Below are 16,481 nucleotides of genomic sequence, written 5' to 3' on the forward strand. Positions count from 1 at the left end.
CTCAGCGGTATATCATATTCCCGCAAAGAGAGGGCATTGCGACGCCGGGCATTTACCGCTACCTTAACCACACTCTATTTATCGCCTGAGGCGGAGCTTCGCCCCTTTGAAATACCTTGCTTCCTTTCGTACAACCCTGAAAGTTTCGCGCTACCTGTTCAGAGCGTTGGCGTTACTGATCTGGCTGCTGATCGCTTTTGCTTCGGTGTTTTACATCGTCAATGCGCTGCATCAGAGAGAGTCTGAAATCCGTCAGGAATTCAATCTCAGTTCCGACCAGGCGCAGCGCTATATTCAGCGCACGTCTGACGTAATGAAAGAACTCAAATACATTGCCGAGAATCGCTTAACGGCGGAAAACGGCGTGATGTCCAGCCGGGCGCGCGACGATAAAACCGTGGTGCCCAATTTTGAGCCGCTGTTTGCCGACTCCGACTGTGCGGCGATGGGGAATGCCTGGCGCGGGTCGCTGGAGTCGCTGGCCTGGTTTATGCGCTACTGGCGCGACAATTTTTCTGCGGCCTACGATCTGAATCGTGTTTTCCTGATTGGCAGCGACAATCTCTGTATGGCGAATTTCGGCCTGCGCGATATGCCGGTCGAACGTGATAATGCGCTGAAAACGCTGCATGAGCGCATTGTTAAGTACCGCAATGCCCCGCAGGAAGAGAGCGGGAATAACCTTTTCTGGATTAGCCAGGGGCCGCGCCCCGGCATCGGCTATTTTTATGCCCTGACGCCGGTTTATCTGGCCAACCGCTTGCAGGCGCTGCTGGGCGTCGAGCAGTCCATTCGGATGGAGAACTTTTTCACGCCGGGAAGTTTGCCTATGGGGGTGACGATCCTCGATGAAAATGGTCATCCGCTGATTTCGCTGACCGGGCCGGAAAGCAACATCAGGCCGGAACCACGCTGGATGCAGGAGCGCTCCTGGTTTGGTTACACGCCAGGGTTCCGTGAGCTGGTTCTGAAGAAAAGCCTGCCGCCATCGTCGCTCAGCATTGTCTACTCCGTACCGGTCGATCAGGTGCTGGAGCATATTCGAATGCTGATTTTGAATGCCATTCTGCTGAATGTGCTGGTGGGCGCCGCCTTGTTCACGCTGGCGCGCATGTATGAACGGCGTATCTTTATTCCGGCGGAAAGCGACGCTCAGCGGCTGGAAGAGCATGAGCAGTTTAACCGGAAAATCGTCGCTTCCGCGCCGGTGGGGATCTGCATCCTGCGCACCATTGACGGGGTCAATATTCTCAGTAATGAACTGGCGCATACCTACCTCAATATGCTCACCCATGAGGACCGGCAAAGGCTGACGCAAATTATCTGTGGTCAGCAGGTTAACTTCGTCGATGTGTTGACCAGCAACAATACCAATCTGCAAATCAGCTTTGTCCATTCGCGCTATCGTAATGAAAACGTGGCGATTTGCGTGCTGGTGGATGTGAGCGCGCGCGTCAAAATGGAAGAGTCGTTGCAGGAGATGGCGCAGGCGGCGGAGCAGGCGAGCCAGTCCAAATCAATGTTCCTTGCGACCGTGAGCCACGAGCTGCGCACGCCGCTGTACGGGATTATCGGTAACCTCGATCTGCTGCAAACCAAAGCGCTGCCGAAAGGGGTCGACAGGCTGGTTACGGCGATGAACAACTCCTCCAGCCTGCTGCTGAAAATCATCAGCGATATTCTCGACTTCTCAAAAATCGAATCCGAGCAGTTGAAGATTGAACCGCGTGAGTTCTCGCCGCGTGAGGTGATGAACCATATTACGGCCAACTATTTACCGCTGGTGGTGAGAAAACAGCTTGGCCTGTACTGCTTTATTGAACCGGATGTACCGGTTGCGCTGAACGGCGACCCGATGCGTCTGCAACAGGTGATTTCTAACCTGCTGAGTAACGCCATCAAATTTACCGATACCGGTTGTATTGTGCTGCATGTGCAGTGTGATGGCGATTATCTCAGTATTCAGGTACGCGATACCGGCGTGGGGATTCCGGCGAAAGAGGTTGTGCGTTTGTTCGATCCTTTCTTCCAGGTGGGAACCGGCGTGCAGCGTAATTTCCAGGGAACCGGCCTGGGGCTGGCGATTTGTGAAAAACTGATCAGCATGATGGATGGGGATATCTCCGTCGATTCAGAGCCCGGGATGGGCAGCCAGTTTACGTTACGCATTCCACTTTATGGTGCGCAGTACCCGCAGAAAAAAGGCGTCGAAGGGCTGGCTCAAACGCGTTGCTGGCTGGCGGTACGCAACGCGTCGCTGTGTCATTTTATTGAGTCCAGCCTGGCGCGAAGCGGTGTCGATGTGCTTCGTTACGAAGGGCAAAAACCGGCGCCGGAAGATATTCTTATTACGGACGATGTGCTGGAGCTGGCATGGCAGGGGCGTGCGGCGGTTGTTTTCAGTCGCCGCCATATTGGTATTCCGCAGGAAAGAGCGCCGGGCGAGTGGGTACACAGCGTGGCGTCGCCGCATGAATTGCCTGCGCTGCTGGCGCGGATTTACAGTATTGAGCTTGATAACGACGCGCTTGCAACGGCGCTGCCTGCGCCGGATAAAACCGACGCGACGAATGACGACATGATGATCCTCGTGGTGGACGATCATCCGATCAACCGTCGTTTGCTGGCCGATCAGTTGGGATCGCTGGGGTATCAATGCAAGACCGCGAATGACGGCGTCGATGCGTTGAACGTGCTGAGTAAAAACCATATTGATATCGTGCTGAGCGACGTCAACATGCCGAATATGGACGGCTACCGTCTGACGCAGCGCATTCGCCAACTGGGGTTGACGTTGCCGGTGGTCGGCGTCACGGCTAACGCGCTGGCGGAAGAGAAACAGCGTTGTCTGGAGTCTGGTATGGATAGCTGCCTGTCCAAGCCGGTGACGTTAGATGTGCTTAAGCAGACGCTGGCGGTGTATGCGGAGCGAGTGAGAAAGACGCGGGCATAAAAAAGGCCGGATGGCGGTTTCGCCTTCTCCGGCCTACTGCGGTCATCAACGTCGGCCTGATAAGCGCAACGCCATCAGGCACCTGACGTTTGATCAGTCTTTGTCCGCCGGGCTCAGCGTGACGGAAGAGAGGTAATTCAGCAGCGCGATATCGTTTTCGACGCCCAGCTTCATCATCGCCGATTTTTTCTGGCTACTGATGGTCTTAATGCTGCGGTTCAGTTTCTTGGCAATTTCCGTCACCAGGAAACCTTCTGCGAACAGACGCAGGACTTCACTCTCTTTCGGGGACAGACGTTTGTCGCCATAACCGCCCGCGCTGATTTTCTCCAGCAGGCGGGAGACGCTTTCCGGGGTAAACTTCTTGCCCTTTTGCAGCGCGGCCAGCGCTTTAGGCAAGTCAGTCGGCGCGCCTTGTTTCAGCACAATCCCCTCAATGTCGAGATCCAGCACCGCGCTCAGAATTGCCGGGTTGTTGTTCATCGTCAGAACGATGATCGACAGGCTCGGGAAATGACGTTTAATGTATTTGATGAGGGTAATCCCGTCACCGTATTTATCTCCCGGCATGGAGAGGTCAGTAATCAACACATGCGCATCTAATTTAGGCAGGTTGTTGATCAGTGCTGTGGAATCTTCAAACTCGCCGACAACATTCACCCACTCGATTTGTTCAAGTGATTTGCGAATACCGAACAGTACAATCGGATGGTCATCGGCAATAATTACGTTCATATTGTTCATGTATTGGGCTACCTTGCTACAGCAAGCTCTTGACGTAGCTGTCAATGTCGCTGATGTATTTTTCTATACCTGGAGCATCTTTCTCACGAATAAGATGTTCCAGCGTTTCACATAACTGCTTGCCGGGTACCAGATTAAGCATAGCAAACACGCCTTTCAGGCGGTGGGCTGTCTGCGCCAGCGCAGCGAAGTCACTGGTCGCTGCCTCAGTATACAACCTCTTAACATCATCCGGTACTGTGTCTACAAAGAGCGCGTAATAACCGCTGGCATGAAGTTCGGCGTTTTCATCTCCGCCGAGGGGCGACTCTGGAATCTCTTCCTGCGCCAGTTGCTCTTCTATCAGTTGTAGTACAGCTTCCTGCATAGCGTTGCTCATATTAAAGTTGACGCGCAGTTGGCCAGGACCCATTTTCCGCACGCCTGACTCATCATCGCTTAAAAGCAAGCCGGAGGCAGTAAGATTAGACGGATTATCAGTTAAAAAGAGATCATATTCTTGACTTATTTGCCGATCATCCGGCGTGATGCAGGTGGCTCCCCAGTTTTCCAGCTGACGCAACACAATATTGCGCACGTCATTAGAGGTGACGTCAACCATTACGCAAACGTCATCCAGCAAGCGCTCTTCATCATTTACATGCTGGTCATGCGGGGTCATTTTAACATGTACGGTATAGCGCGTCCCCAGCGCATCGCGTGCTTTAATATTCAGATGCCCGCCGAGCTTACGCGCCAGCTGATCGCACAACCAGAAGGTTAACGGATTCGCTTTCCCGTAGCGGTCGCTTTGCGTTTCATTGATATACGGGAAATGGAGATTGTCGATCTCATTGAGCGTCACGCCTTCACCGGTATCCAGAATGCGGAAGGTCAGGCGTTCTTCAGCCGACTCATCCTGATCGACTTCCAGCGTGATTTTCCCAATCTGCGTGGTCGTGACCGCGTACTGGATCAGCAACAGCAGAATGCGGCGCAGGGCGTCACGGTCGCCACGGCGTTCATCGTTGGCGCTAAGGTGGTTTTTGATCAGCAGTTGCAGACCTTTACGCTTAATCGCAGGCAGAACGTCCGGCACCACTTCGTCAATCAGATCCTGAATGGAGAACAGCGTCGGCTCGCTTTTCCAGGTATCATTCTCCAGAATATTCGCCAACTGAATTTCATCTATCATACGCACCAGAACATCCGCCTGGTTCGCCAGCTTCTGGCTTTCCGGCGTGTCTGCGGCAGCGGCGTTGATCGCCAGTATCCGCACGGGTTCTTTCAGGGCATTGCCAATATTTTGCATAAACGCGGCGCGGCCCTGCTGGTTTTTCTCATACAGACGCTGCGCCTGCCTGAGCTTCTTGTTCACCAGCACTTCCCGGTCCTGATCGCGAATAATAAAGATCTGCGTGCGAGGGGCGACCTGGCTGCGGAACAGGCGAATTTCATACAGCTCGTTATTGATCGTCGCCTGAATGATGCCCTGATGCTGCTCCGCCATGCTGGTGATGTTTTGCAGATTTAAATGCGGCAGCAAATGGTCGGCGATTTTATTGCTGATGACGGTGCGATTGGCCTCCTGGTCATGCACCAGCAGCCCCAGCGGCAGCAGGGAGACGATCTCTTCATTAATCGCGCGCAGAATACGCAGTTCATTATTTGCGGTATTGCTTGTCGCCACTTCCGTTGAACGGCCAGGCTGGTGGCGGAAGGTGGTGTAGCCAAACAGCGCCAGCGCAAGCAGGCCGATATTCAACAGTAACGGCAGCAGGATATTTTGCAGCGTATCAAGCAATAGCGTGCCGAAAGGAACCTGCCAGACCAGCCGCATATCGGTTGAGTTCAGCGCGGAAGAAATCTCAATTTTGGCGCTGTTGAAGCTGATGCTGACGCTGTCTGGAGACTCTTTCTCCGTATTACGTACCGTCGTGGTTGAGGAGTCGGGTTCCAGGCGGAAGCTGTCCAGCGGCATTCCCGGCGGGATCAGGTCGTTGATCGGCAAATCGAACGCCACAACCGTCGCCAGATGCCCCGGCTGATTAAAAGTAGTGCGCAGCGTAAAGTAATGGCCGTTTTGCCACGCCAGACGACGTAACGAAGAGAAGCTTTCGCGTTCATCCAGCGCATTCGCCTGTTGCAGCATCTCCGCCCGACGGGAATCGACAATATTGCCAATCGCGGACTCTTTAAAGCCGGAGGAGAGATCCTTGAGCGGCAGGGTGGAGATGAGAATCAGGCTGTTGTCCTGCCCGTTCAGATAATACATCGACCAGGGCACGTTCTCCGCGCCCCACAGCGTATCGAGATAGGTGGAAATCCGCTGGGTCATTTCCAGCGTTGAACTGTCATGCGAGCCAAAGATAAGCGCTTCGGTCTTACGGCGCGGTTTTTCAAGGTAGTAGACGTCTTGTTTCAGACGCGTTTCCTGCAAGCCCTCGCTCGTGGATGGGCTAGCCGTTGCGGCAATGTTGTCATAGATTTGCCAGGTCACGTAGCGCCAGGTGTCTACGCGCTTATGAATAGCATGGGTGATATCGACAATCTGATAGCTCTTGTCTTTCAGCCAGGCGTTGACCGCGCTTTGCACCATCACGCCCATCGTTACAAGTAACACAATGATCAGTAATAAGAAGAAACGGGTAATGCTTCCCGGCAGAAGGGAGAATCGGGTAGAAACCGTTGTATCAGACTGACTCATTCGTGTTTATGACCTGTTAAAACAACGCTAAAGAGGAAAGGGCAGTATAAAGGGTACTGTGTGAATTTCCATACTCTCGCTCATCAGACACGCTGCATTTTTCCGCCCGAGCCGCGAAGGCGTTTCCCTAAGCAAAACGTGTACAGCGTTGGCGCAGATGTATAAATATAAACACAATGAAATAAAATTTAGCACTAAATAACAAGAAATTATTTGTTGGCATGACTGGTGATTATCACGAGGGGGGTAGTAAACCGTTGTGATTATTTAAATCCGGTAGCACAAGAAGATAAAAGTTGTGTAAAGAAGGGTAAAAAAAACCGAATGCGAGGCATCCGGTTGAAATAGGGGTAAACAGACATTCAGAAATGAATGACGGTAATAAATAAAGTTAATGATGATAGCGCTGACTATTTTAGTTGCGAGTGAAGATTTTGTTTTATCATTCAGTGCTATGATTTTCATGAATATAATGCATTGAATTATAATGAAAAATAAATATGTTTTGATGATTCGTGCTTATTTGTCCCATTTTTTGCTTTTAAAAAAGTTCCATGCCATTAATAATTTGAAACACCTATGGCGATAAATGAAACATTTTAAAGATTTTAGTATCATATCCGTGTTGGATTATTCTGCATTTTTGCGGAGAATGAAATTGCCGACTGGTTAAGAGGGTTAATCAGTATGCAGTGGCAATAAAAAAGCAAATAAAGGCATATAACAGAGGGTTAATAACATGAAAGTTAAAGTACTGTCCCTCCTGGTACCGGCTCTGCTGGTAGCAGGCGCAGCAAATGCGGCTGAAGTTTATAACAAAGACGGCAACAAATTGGACCTGTTCGGTAAAGTCGACGGTCTGCACTATTTCTCTGATGACGATGGCAACGACGGCGATCAGACCTATATGCGTCTCGGCTTCAAAGGCGAAACCCAGGTTAACGATCAAATCACCGGCTACGGTCAGTGGGAATATCAGATTCAGGGTAACGACGCTGAAACCACTAACAACTCCTGGACCCGTGTGGCGTTTGCTGGTGTGAAATTTGGCGATGCAGGTTCCTTCGACTACGGTCGTAACTACGGCGTAATCTACGATGTAACGGCCTGGACCGACGTTCTGCCGGAATTCGGCGGCGACACCTACGGTGCTGATAACTTCATGCAGCAGCGTGCTAACGGCCTGGCAACCTACCGTAATACTGACTTCTTCGGTCTGGTTGAAGGTCTGAATTTTGCGTTGCAGTATCAGGGTAAAAACGGCAGCGCCAGCGGTGAAAACGACGTTGCGGATGGTCGTAGCCTGCTGAAACAGAACGGCGACGGCTTCGGCGGATCTCTGACCTATGATATCGGCGAAGGCTTCAGCGTTGGTGGTGCAATCACCTCTTCCAAACGTACTGCTGACCAGAATTCGGCTGGCGTATACGGCAGCGGCGATCGTGCGACCGTTTATACCGGTGGTCTGAAATACGACGCTAACAACGTTTACCTGGCAGCGCAGTACTCTCAGACTTACAACGCAACCCGCTTTGGTTCTTCCCAGAACAGCCGTAGCGACTCTTATGGCTTCGCTGATAAAGCGCAAAACTTCGAAGTGGTTGCACAGTACCAGTTCGACTTCGGTCTGCGTCCGTCCGTGGCTTACCTGCAATCTAAAGGTAAGGACATCTCCAACGGCACCACCAACTACGGCGATCAGGATATCCTGAAATACGTTGATGTTGGCGCGACCTACTACTTCAACAAAAACATGTCTACCTACGTTGATTACAAAATCAACCTGCTGGATGACAACACCTTTACCCGTAACGCGGGTATCAGCACTGATGACATCGTTGCTCTGGGCCTGGTTTACCAGTTCTGATTGCGGACAATGTCAACTAAAGGGCCTGCGGGCCCTTTTTTAATGCGTTTTTTACGGCGTACAAATAGCGATTTTTGGTGTACTCTTGCGCGCGTTCGCATGAGGATAATCACGTATGGAAATGACCTTTTGTCGGGCAGCGCTGCTGGCCACGACGATCTTTTTTGTGGGGTGCGATGATGCCCCAAAACCGGCTGATACAGCGTCACCTGCTGCAACCGTACTGGAAGGGAAAACGATGGGCACCTTCTGGCGAGTCAGCGTGGTGGATGTGGACGGCAGCCGTGCTGAGGAATTACGTAACAGAATTCAGACGCAGCTTGATGCCGACGATCAGCTGTTGTCCACGTACAAAAATGACTCGGCGCTGATGCGCTTCAACCATTCGCAGAGTCTTTCTCCCTGGCCGGTTAGCGAAGCAATGGCCGATATCATTACCTCGGCGCTGCGCATTGGCGCTAAAACCGACGGCGCGATGGATATCACCGTGGGGCCGCTGGTGAATCTGTGGGGGTTCGGCCCGGAGCAACAGCCGCTACATGTTCCCACACAGCCGCAGATTGACAGCGCAAAAGCAAAGACCGGGCTGCAACATCTGCGGGTCATCAATCAGGCGCGACAGCAATATCTGCAAAAAGATCTGCCGGATCTGTTCGTCGATCTCTCAACAGTGGGGGAAGGGTATGCGGCCGATCATCTGGCGCGCTTGATGGAACAGGAAGGCATTGCCCGCTATCTGGTCTCCGTCGGCGGCGCCCTGAACAGTCGCGGCATGAATGCGCAGGGGCAACCCTGGCGTGTGGCGATCCAAAAACCGACCGATCAAGAAAACGCGGTACAGGCGATTGTCGATATTAACGGGCATGGCATCAGTACCTCCGGCAGCTACCGTAACTATTACGAACTGGACGGGAAGCGCCTGTCTCACGTTATTGATCCGCAGACCGGGCGTCCCATAGAACACAATCTGGTCTCCGTGACGGTTATCGCCCCGACGGCGCTGGAAGCGGACGGCTGGGATACCGGGTTGATGGTGCTCGGCACGGAAAAGGCTAAAGAGGTGGTGCGCCGGGAAGGGCTGGCGGTGTACATGATCATGAAAGAGGGCGAGGGTTTTAAAACCTGGATGTCGCCGCAGTTCAAAAGCTTCCTCGTGAGTGATAAAAATTAAAAAGCAAGATTTCGGGTTTTCGTGCGCTGACTTACGGACACACTGAGACTAAGCACTATGCTTAATGAAGGAGTCCATGATGAAAAATCTCTCACGCATAAATGACGATGCCCGCTGGCAGTCGGTGCTGGATCGCGATCCTGACGCCGATGGTCAGTTTGTTTTTGCGGTACAGACCACCGGCATCTTTTGCCGACCGTCCTGTCGGGCAAAACACGCGTTGCGGCAAAACGTTCGTTTCTTTGCCAGTGCGGAGCAGGCGCTGGCCGCAGGATTCCGCCCCTGCAAACGCTGCCAGCCAGACAAAGACAACGCCCGACAGCATCAACTGGATAAAATCACGCACGCCTGTCGTTTACTGGAACAGGATGCCCCCATCACGCTGGACGCCCTGGCGCAGCAGGTGGCAATGAGCCCATTTCATCTGCACCGGTTGTTCAAAGCCACGACGGGAATGACGCCAAAAGCCTGGCAGCAATCCTGGCGCGCCCGCCGTCTGCGCGATGCGCTGGCGAAAGGAGAGACGGTAACGCAGGCGATCCTGAACGCCGGTTTTCCCGACAGCGGCAGTTACTATCGCAAAGCGGATGAGACGCTCGGCATGACGGCGAAGCAGTTTCGTAAGGGCGGCGATAATCTCCCCGTTCGCTATGCCCTCGCGGATTGTGCGCTGGGACGCTGTCTGGTTGCGGAGAGCGAGCGGGGAATCTGCGCGATTTTGCTGGGCGATGATGATGCCGGGCTTATCGCCAGCCTGCATGAACTGTTTCCCGCCGCGCAGGATGAACCCGCTGATCGCTCTTTCCAGCAGCGCGTGCGCCAGGTTATCGCCAGTATTAATGCACGCGATATGCCGCTGTCACTGCCGTTAGATATTCAGGGCACCGCGTTCCAGCAGCAGGTCTGGCAGGCGCTGCGCGCGATTCCCTGTGGGGAAACCGTCAGCTATCAGCAGATCGCCAGCGCAATCGGCAAGCCGAAGGCGGTTCGTGCCGTTGCCAGCGCCTGCGGGGCAAATAAACTGGCGATTGTGATCCCGTGCCATCGGGTGGTGCGCGGCGACGGCGCGCTATCGGGTTATCGTTGGGGCGTGGCGCGCAAGGCGCAGCTTCTGCAACGAGAGGCGCGACATGAGGATAAATGATGCTGGACTTATTTGCGGATGCTGAACCCTGGCAAGAGCCGCTGGCGTCCGGCGCGGTTATCTTGCGCCGTTTCGCCTTTCGCGAGGCGCCATCGCTGATTGAGGCTATCACGGCGGTCGCCGCGCAGTCGCCATTTCGCCAGATGGTAACGCCCGGCGGCTATACCATGTCGGTGGCGATGACAAATTGCGGTCAGCTCGGCTGGACGACGGATCAACATGGATATCTCTATTCTCCCGTCGATCCGTTAACCGGGCGGCGTTGGCCGCCGCTGCCTGAGGTCTTTACCAGCCTGTGCCATCGCGCGGCGATCGCGGCGGGCTATGCTGATTTTCAGCCGGATGCCTGTCTTATCAATCGCTATGCGCCCGGCTCAAAGTTGTCGTTGCATCAGGATAAAGACGAACCGGATCTGCGCGCGCCGATTGTGTCGGTTTCTTTGGGCCTTCCGGCCATTTTTCAGTTTGGCGGCCTGCGTCGTAACGATCCGTTAAAACGCCTTTTGCTGGAGCACGGCGATGTGGTGGTCTGGGGCGGTGAATCGCGACTGTTTTACCACGGTATACAACCGCTTAAAGCGGGCTTTCATCCGCTGACGGCGGACTGTCGTTACAACCTGACGTTTCGCCAGGCGGGTAAAAAAGAATAAAAATAAGAATTATTATTGCTGTCGGCGTTGAGATGTTTAAACTGCGGGCTGTTATTCCTTGCCCGGGTTGTATGAATGGAACTACTTCTTCTTGTCTGGCGGCAGTATCGCTGGCCATTTATCAGCGTGATGGCGCTCAGCCTCGCCAGCGCTGCGCTGGGGATTGGTCTGATTGCCTTTATCAATCAGCGCCTCATCGAAACGGTGGATACCACGCTGATGGTGCTGCCGGAATTTCTCGCGCTGCTGCTTTTACTGATGGCGGTGACGCTGGGCTCCCAACTGGCCTTAACCGCGTTAGGGCACCATTTTGTCTATCGCCTGCGCAGCGAATTTATCAAACGTATTCTGGACACGCAGGTTGAGCGCATCGAACAACTGGGCAGCGCCTCGCTGCTGGCAGGGTTAACCAGTGATATCCGCAACATCACGATCGCGTTCGTACGCCTGCCGGAGCTGGTACAGGGGATCATCCTGACGGTGGGTTCCGCCGCGTATCTGGCGATGTTATCCACCAAAATGCTGCTGGTGACGGCAGTCTGGATGGCAATTACCATCTGGGGCGGGTTTGTGCTGGTGGCGCGCGTGTATAAGCACATGGCGACGCTGCGCGAAACGGAAGATAAGCTGTATCAGGATTTTCAGACGGTGCTGGAAGGGCGCAAAGAGCTGACCCTGAACCGTGAGCGCGCGGAACATATCTTTAACCATTCGTATATCCCGGATGCGAAAGAGTATCGCCACCATATTATTCGCGCCGATACGTTCCACCTGAGCGCCGTTAACTGGTCAAACATTATGATGCTGGGCGCGATTGGTCTGGTGTTCTGGATGGCGAACAGCCTGGGCTGGGCGGATACCAACGTGGCGGCGATCTATTCGCTGACGCTGCTGTTCCTGCGCACGCCGCTGCTCTCTGCGGTTGGCGCGTTGCCGACGCTGCTCACCGCGCAGGTGGCTTTCAACAAGCTGAATAAATTTTCACTGGCGCCGTTTAAAGCGGAATTTCCTCGTCCTGACGCCTTTCCTGACTGGAAAACGCTGGAGTTACGCAATGTCGTTTTCCATTATCAGGATAATGCGTTTTCAGTAGGGCCGATCAACCTGACCATCCAGCGCGGGGAACTGCTGTTTCTGATTGGCGGCAATGGCAGCGGGAAATCGACGCTGGCGATGCTGCTGACGGGGCTGTACCAGCCTCAGTCAGGCGAAATTTTACTGGATGGCAAAACGCTTTCCGCAGAGCGTCCTGAGGATTACCGGAAACTCTTTTCTGCCGTGTTTACCGATGTCTGGCTGTTTGATCAACTGCTGGGGCCGGAAGGCAAACCGGCCAGAGCGGAACTGGTGGAAAAGTGGCTTGAGCAACTGAAAATGGCGCACAAGCTGGAGCTGCGCGATGGCCGGATTCTGAACCTGAAGCTGTCGAAAGGGCAGAAAAAGCGCGTGGCGTTGCTGCTGGCGCTGGCGGAGGAGCGTGACATCATTCTGCTGGATGAATGGGCCGCCGATCAGGACCCGCATTTCCGCCGTGAATTTTATCAGGTGCTGCTGCCGCTGATGCAGGAGATGGGCAAAACCATCTTTGCGATCAGTCATGACGATCATTACTTTATTCACGCCGATCGCCTGCTGGAGATGCGTAACGGACAGTTGAGTGAACTGGTCGGCGATGAACGCGACGCCGCCTCCCGCGATGCGGTTGCGCGTACCGCCTGATCCTGTAGGCCGGATAAGGCGTAGCCGCATCCGGCCTGGTTGCCCGATGGCGCGACGCTTATCGGGCCTGCCATTCCCTGCATGATGCTGATTTTTTATCCACTCGCGGCGCCGTTTATTGTTATTTACATAACCTCGCGCCATGCTTAATGGCATCTCATTTCATGGATTTATAATTAATGTCCGCAATGACCAAAAACAGCGCCAGACTGCGCGATGAAGAGCGTGCGCGTCTTATCTGGCTGCTCACCACCGATAAAGCGATTATTTCCGCCCTGTCAGGCAAGCTCACCCTGGCTGAGCAATATGATGTCGGTACGCTGGCCGACGATATTGCTGAGGTAGGGGCGCTGGTGGCTCACCTGCCGCCGCCGGACCTGGCGGATACCCTTGAAGCGCTGCCTTCCGAAGAACGTCATGCCTTATGGCGGCTGGTCGAGAATGAAAAACGCGGCAAAGTGCTGCTGGAAGCGTCCGAAAACGTCTGGGATGACCTGATTGATGAAATGACCGACCGCGCGCTGTTGGATGCGCTGCAATACCTCGACATTGACGAACAGATTTATCTCGTTCAGCACCTGCCGCGTAACCTCACCGGGCGACTGCTGGCGACGCTGCCGCCGGAGGAGCGCGCCCGCGTCCGTCAGGTTATGCACTACGAGAAGAATCGCGTCGGGGCGATCATGGAGTTCGAGGTCATCACCGTGCGCCCGGACGTGACGCTGGAGGTGGTGCAGCGCTATTTACGCCGTCTGGGAAAAATGCCGGAAAACACCGACAAACTCTTTGTAACGAACCGGAATAAAATACTGGTCGGCGAGCTGTCTCTGACGCGTATTCTGCTCAGTGACGTGCAGCGTAAAGTCAGCGACGTGATGGATGACGATCCGCTGACCTTTGCCCCGGAAGATATCTCTGAGAATGCGGCGCGCACCTTTGAACGTGACAACCTGGTCAGCGCCGCCGTGATCGATCCTTCCGGCAAACTGATGGGACGCCTGACCATCGATGAGATCGTTGATGTGGTCTACGAAGAAACCGACACCGATCTGCGTCGCATGGGGGGCCTGAGCGCCGAAGAAGATGTCTTTGCGCCCGTCGCCAAAGCGGTAAAAACCCGTTGGGCATGGCTGGCGATAAACCTGTGCACGGCGTTTATCGCCTCCCGGGTGATCGACGGCTTTGAACACACGATCTCGCAACTGGTGGCGCTGGCTTCTCTCATGCCGATTGTCGCCGGGATTGGCGGTAATACCGGGAATCAAACCATTACCATGATTGTTCGCGCGCTGGCGCTGCAAAATATTCAGCCCGGCAACCTGACCTTTCTCATTTTGCGTGAAATGGGCGTGGCGCTGGTCAACGGCCTTGTCTGGGGCGGCATCATGGGCGGCGTGACCTGGTGGCTCTACGACGATATCGCCCTTGGCGGCGTTATGACGCTGGCGATGGTGCTGAATTTACTGGTGGCGGCGCTGATGGGCGTGATCATCCCGATGACGATGGTAAAGCTCGGGCGCGACCCGGCGGTCGGCTCAAGCGTGATGATTACCGCCATTACCGATACCGGCGGTTTCTTTATTTTTCTGGGGCTGGCGACGGTATTTCTGCTTTAACCGCCTGATTACGCCTGATCATCCGTAGCAGCAAAAGCATGGCGATTAGCGATGCGGAAATGCTGTTGCCCCGTTAATTGTCAATAACCTCATAAATATTCAACGTATTACTAACGTTTTTAAAATCTTAATATAATTTATAAACAATATTTAAATCTTTTACCTGAAGTGTTAACGTTGATGCCGCTCGATTTTCACCTGCAAAAAGCAAAAAAAACGATACTAAAAGTAAGGCATTAACATTATGAAAAAAGTGACTGCCATGCTCTTCACCATGGCTGTGGGGCTGAATGCTGTCTCGATGGCGGCAAAAGCGAAAGCGACCGAAGAGCAGGAAACGGATGTACTGTTGATTGGCGGCGGCATCATGAGCGCCACGTTGGGAACCTATTTGCAGGAGCTGGAACCGGAGTGGTCAATGACCATGGTTGAGCGACTGGATGGGGTTGCACAGGAGAGTTCCAACGGCTGGAACAACGCCGGAACAGGCCACTCCGCGCTGATGGAACTGAACTACACGCCGAAAAAAGCCGACGGTTCCGTCAGCATCGAAAAGGCAGTCGACATTAACGAAGCCTTCCAGGTTTCCCGCCAGTTCTGGGCGCATCAGGTACAGAGCGGCGTTCTGCACGAACCACACTCGTTTATCAATACCGTTCCGCACATGAGCTTTGTCTGGGGCGATGATAACGTCAATTTCCTGCGCGCCCGCTATACCGCGTTGCAGCAGAGCACGCTGTTCCGCGGTATGCGTTACTCCGAAGATCATGCGCAAATTAAAGAGTGGGCGCCGCTGGTCATGGAAGGTCGCGACCCGAAACAGAAGGTTGCCGCGACCCGCACTGAAATCGGTACTGACGTGAACTACGGGGAAATCACGCGTCAGCTGGTGGCATCGTTGCAGAAAAAACCGAACTTTGCGCTGCAACTGAGTACCGAAGTCCGTGGATTTAAACGTAACGCGGATAACTCCTGGACCGTGACCGTCGCCGATCTGAAAAACGGTGAAGCGGAACATGCGATTAAGGCTAAATTTGTCTTTATCGGCGCGGGTGGCGCGGCGCTGAAGCTGTTGCAGGAGACGGGCATTCCTGAAGCGAAAGATTACGCGGGATTCCCGGTTGGCGGCCAGTTCCTGGTTTCAGAGAACCCGGATGTGGTTAACAACCACCTGGCGAAAGTATACGGCCAGGCGTCGGTCGGCGCACCGCCGATGTCCGTACCGCACATCGATACCCGTATCCTGGATGGCAAACGCGTCGTGCTGTTTGGGCCGTTCGCGACGTTCTCTACGAAGTTCCTGAAAAACGGTTCGCTGTGGGATCTGCTGAGTTCGACCACGACCTCTAACTTTATGCCGATGGTTAACGTAGGGATGGATAACTTCGATCTGGTGAAATACCTGATTAGCCAGGTGATGCTGAGCGATGATGAACGCTTTGAAGCGCTGAAAGAGTACTATCCGCAGGCGAAGAAAGAAGACTGGCGTTTGTGGCAGGCGGGCCAGCGCGTGCAGATCATCAAGCGTGATGAAGACAAGGGCGGCGTACTGCGTCTGGGCACTGAAGTGGTCAGCGACAAAGACGGTACGATTGCCGCGCTGCTGGGCGCGTCTCCGGGGGCATCCACTGCTGCGCCGATCATGCTGCATCTGATGGAAAAAGTGTTTAAAGAGAAAGTGGCCAGCCCGGAATGGCAGGCGAAGCTGAAAACGATTGTTCCGTCTTACGGGACTAAGCTGAACGGCAATATTGAGGCCACGGAACAAGAGCTGCAATACACCAGCGACGTTCTGGGGCTGAAATATGACAAGCCGCAGGTGGTGGACGAAGCGCCAAAACCGCAGCTTAAGCCGCAGGCTCAACCGCAGCCGGCGCATAAAGCTGTCGCGGATATCGCGCTGTAAAAACGTATTGCGGCATTCCGGATGG

At 53.9% G+C, this 16,481-nt stretch carries 10 protein-coding genes; 8 read left to right on the forward strand and 2 right to left on the reverse strand.

Annotated features, from left to right (window positions below; all coding sequences use genetic code 11):
- The first annotated feature begins 106 nt into the window (after window positions 1-106).
- A complete protein-coding gene (gene rcsC, locus OGV83_RS11575; protein WP_199971635.1) occupies window positions 107-2,953 on the forward strand; it encodes a two-component system sensor histidine kinase RcsC in 2,847 nt (948 codons plus the stop codon).
- Between the two features lie 93 nt (window positions 2,954-3,046).
- Here the strand turns inward: rcsC and rcsB are convergent, their stop codons facing one another.
- Entirely contained in the window at window positions 3,047-3,697 is a 651-nt protein-coding gene (rcsB, locus tag OGV83_RS11580) for a response regulator transcription factor RcsB (protein ID WP_001061917.1), read from the reverse strand.
- Between the two features lie 16 nt (window positions 3,698-3,713).
- Window positions 3,714-6,383 (reverse strand): phosphotransferase RcsD, encoded by a 2,670-nt coding sequence (gene rcsD, locus OGV83_RS11585; RefSeq protein ID WP_071260253.1) that lies wholly within the window; start codon window positions 6,381-6,383, stop codon window positions 3,714-3,716.
- 739 nt (window positions 6,384-7,122) lie between these two features.
- Between rcsD and OGV83_RS11590 the strand changes: the two genes are divergently transcribed.
- From OGV83_RS11590 to mqo, 7 genes are all read left to right on the forward strand, one after another.
- A complete protein-coding gene (locus tag OGV83_RS11590) occupies window positions 7,123-8,250 on the forward strand; it encodes a porin OmpC (protein WP_012131537.1) in 1,128 nt (375 codons plus the stop codon).
- A 115-nt stretch (window positions 8,251-8,365) separates the two neighbouring features.
- On the forward strand, window positions 8,366-9,421 hold the full coding sequence (gene apbE, locus OGV83_RS11595; protein ID WP_286463621.1) for an FAD:protein FMN transferase ApbE: 1,056 nt from the start codon (window positions 8,366-8,368) through the stop codon (window positions 9,419-9,421).
- 79 nt (window positions 9,422-9,500) lie between these two features.
- Window positions 9,501-10,565, forward strand: coding sequence for a bifunctional DNA-binding transcriptional regulator/O6-methylguanine-DNA methyltransferase Ada (ada, locus tag OGV83_RS11600; protein ID WP_286463624.1), 1,065 nt, complete (start codon window positions 9,501-9,503; stop codon window positions 10,563-10,565).
- Window positions 10,565-11,215: a DNA oxidative demethylase AlkB gene (gene alkB, locus OGV83_RS11605; protein ID WP_198447597.1), complete on the forward strand. Its 651-nt coding sequence runs from the start codon at window positions 10,565-10,567 to the stop codon at window positions 11,213-11,215. The genes ada and alkB overlap by 1 nt, the downstream gene beginning before the upstream one ends.
- Window positions 11,216-11,290: 75 nt before the next feature.
- Window positions 11,291-12,934, forward strand: coding sequence for a multidrug ABC transporter permease/ATP-binding protein (locus OGV83_RS11610; RefSeq protein WP_286463626.1), 1,644 nt, complete (start codon window positions 11,291-11,293; stop codon window positions 12,932-12,934).
- 179 nt (window positions 12,935-13,113) lie between these two features.
- Window positions 13,114-14,550: a magnesium transporter gene (gene mgtE, locus OGV83_RS11615; RefSeq protein ID WP_047462415.1), complete on the forward strand. Its 1,437-nt coding sequence runs from the start codon at window positions 13,114-13,116 to the stop codon at window positions 14,548-14,550.
- Window positions 14,551-14,794: 244 nt separating this feature from the next.
- Window positions 14,795-16,456, forward strand: coding sequence for a malate dehydrogenase (quinone) (gene mqo, locus OGV83_RS11620; protein WP_047462418.1), 1,662 nt, complete (start codon window positions 14,795-14,797; stop codon window positions 16,454-16,456).
- The last annotated feature ends 25 nt before the right edge of the window (window positions 16,457-16,481 follow it).

Origin of the sequence: Citrobacter sp. CK189, assembly GCF_030333505.1 — a bacterium.
GTDB classification, from domain to species: Bacteria; Pseudomonadota; Gammaproteobacteria; order Enterobacterales; family Enterobacteriaceae; genus Citrobacter_B; species Citrobacter_B koseri.

Coding starts and splice junctions, on each gene's coding strand:
- rcsB (WP_001061917.1), bottom strand. CDS start 3,697: ATGAACAATATGAACGTAATTATTGCCGATGACCATCCGATTGTACTG.
- rcsD (WP_071260253.1), bottom strand. CDS start 6,383: ATGAGTCAGTCTGATACAACGGTTTCTACCCGATTCTCCCTTCTGCCG.
- OGV83_RS11590 (WP_012131537.1), top strand. CDS start 7,123: ATGAAAGTTAAAGTACTGTCCCTCCTGGTACCGGCTCTGCTGGTAGCA.
- apbE (WP_286463621.1), top strand. CDS start 8,366: ATGGAAATGACCTTTTGTCGGGCAGCGCTGCTGGCCACGACGATCTTT.
- ada (WP_286463624.1), top strand. CDS start 9,501: ATGAAAAATCTCTCACGCATAAATGACGATGCCCGCTGGCAGTCGGTG.
- alkB (WP_198447597.1), top strand. CDS start 10,565: ATGCTGGACTTATTTGCGGATGCTGAACCCTGGCAAGAGCCGCTGGCG.
- OGV83_RS11610 (WP_286463626.1), top strand. CDS start 11,291: ATGGAACTACTTCTTCTTGTCTGGCGGCAGTATCGCTGGCCATTTATC.
- mgtE (WP_047462415.1), top strand. CDS start 13,114: ATGTCCGCAATGACCAAAAACAGCGCCAGACTGCGCGATGAAGAGCGT.
- mqo (WP_047462418.1), top strand. CDS start 14,795: ATGAAAAAAGTGACTGCCATGCTCTTCACCATGGCTGTGGGGCTGAAT.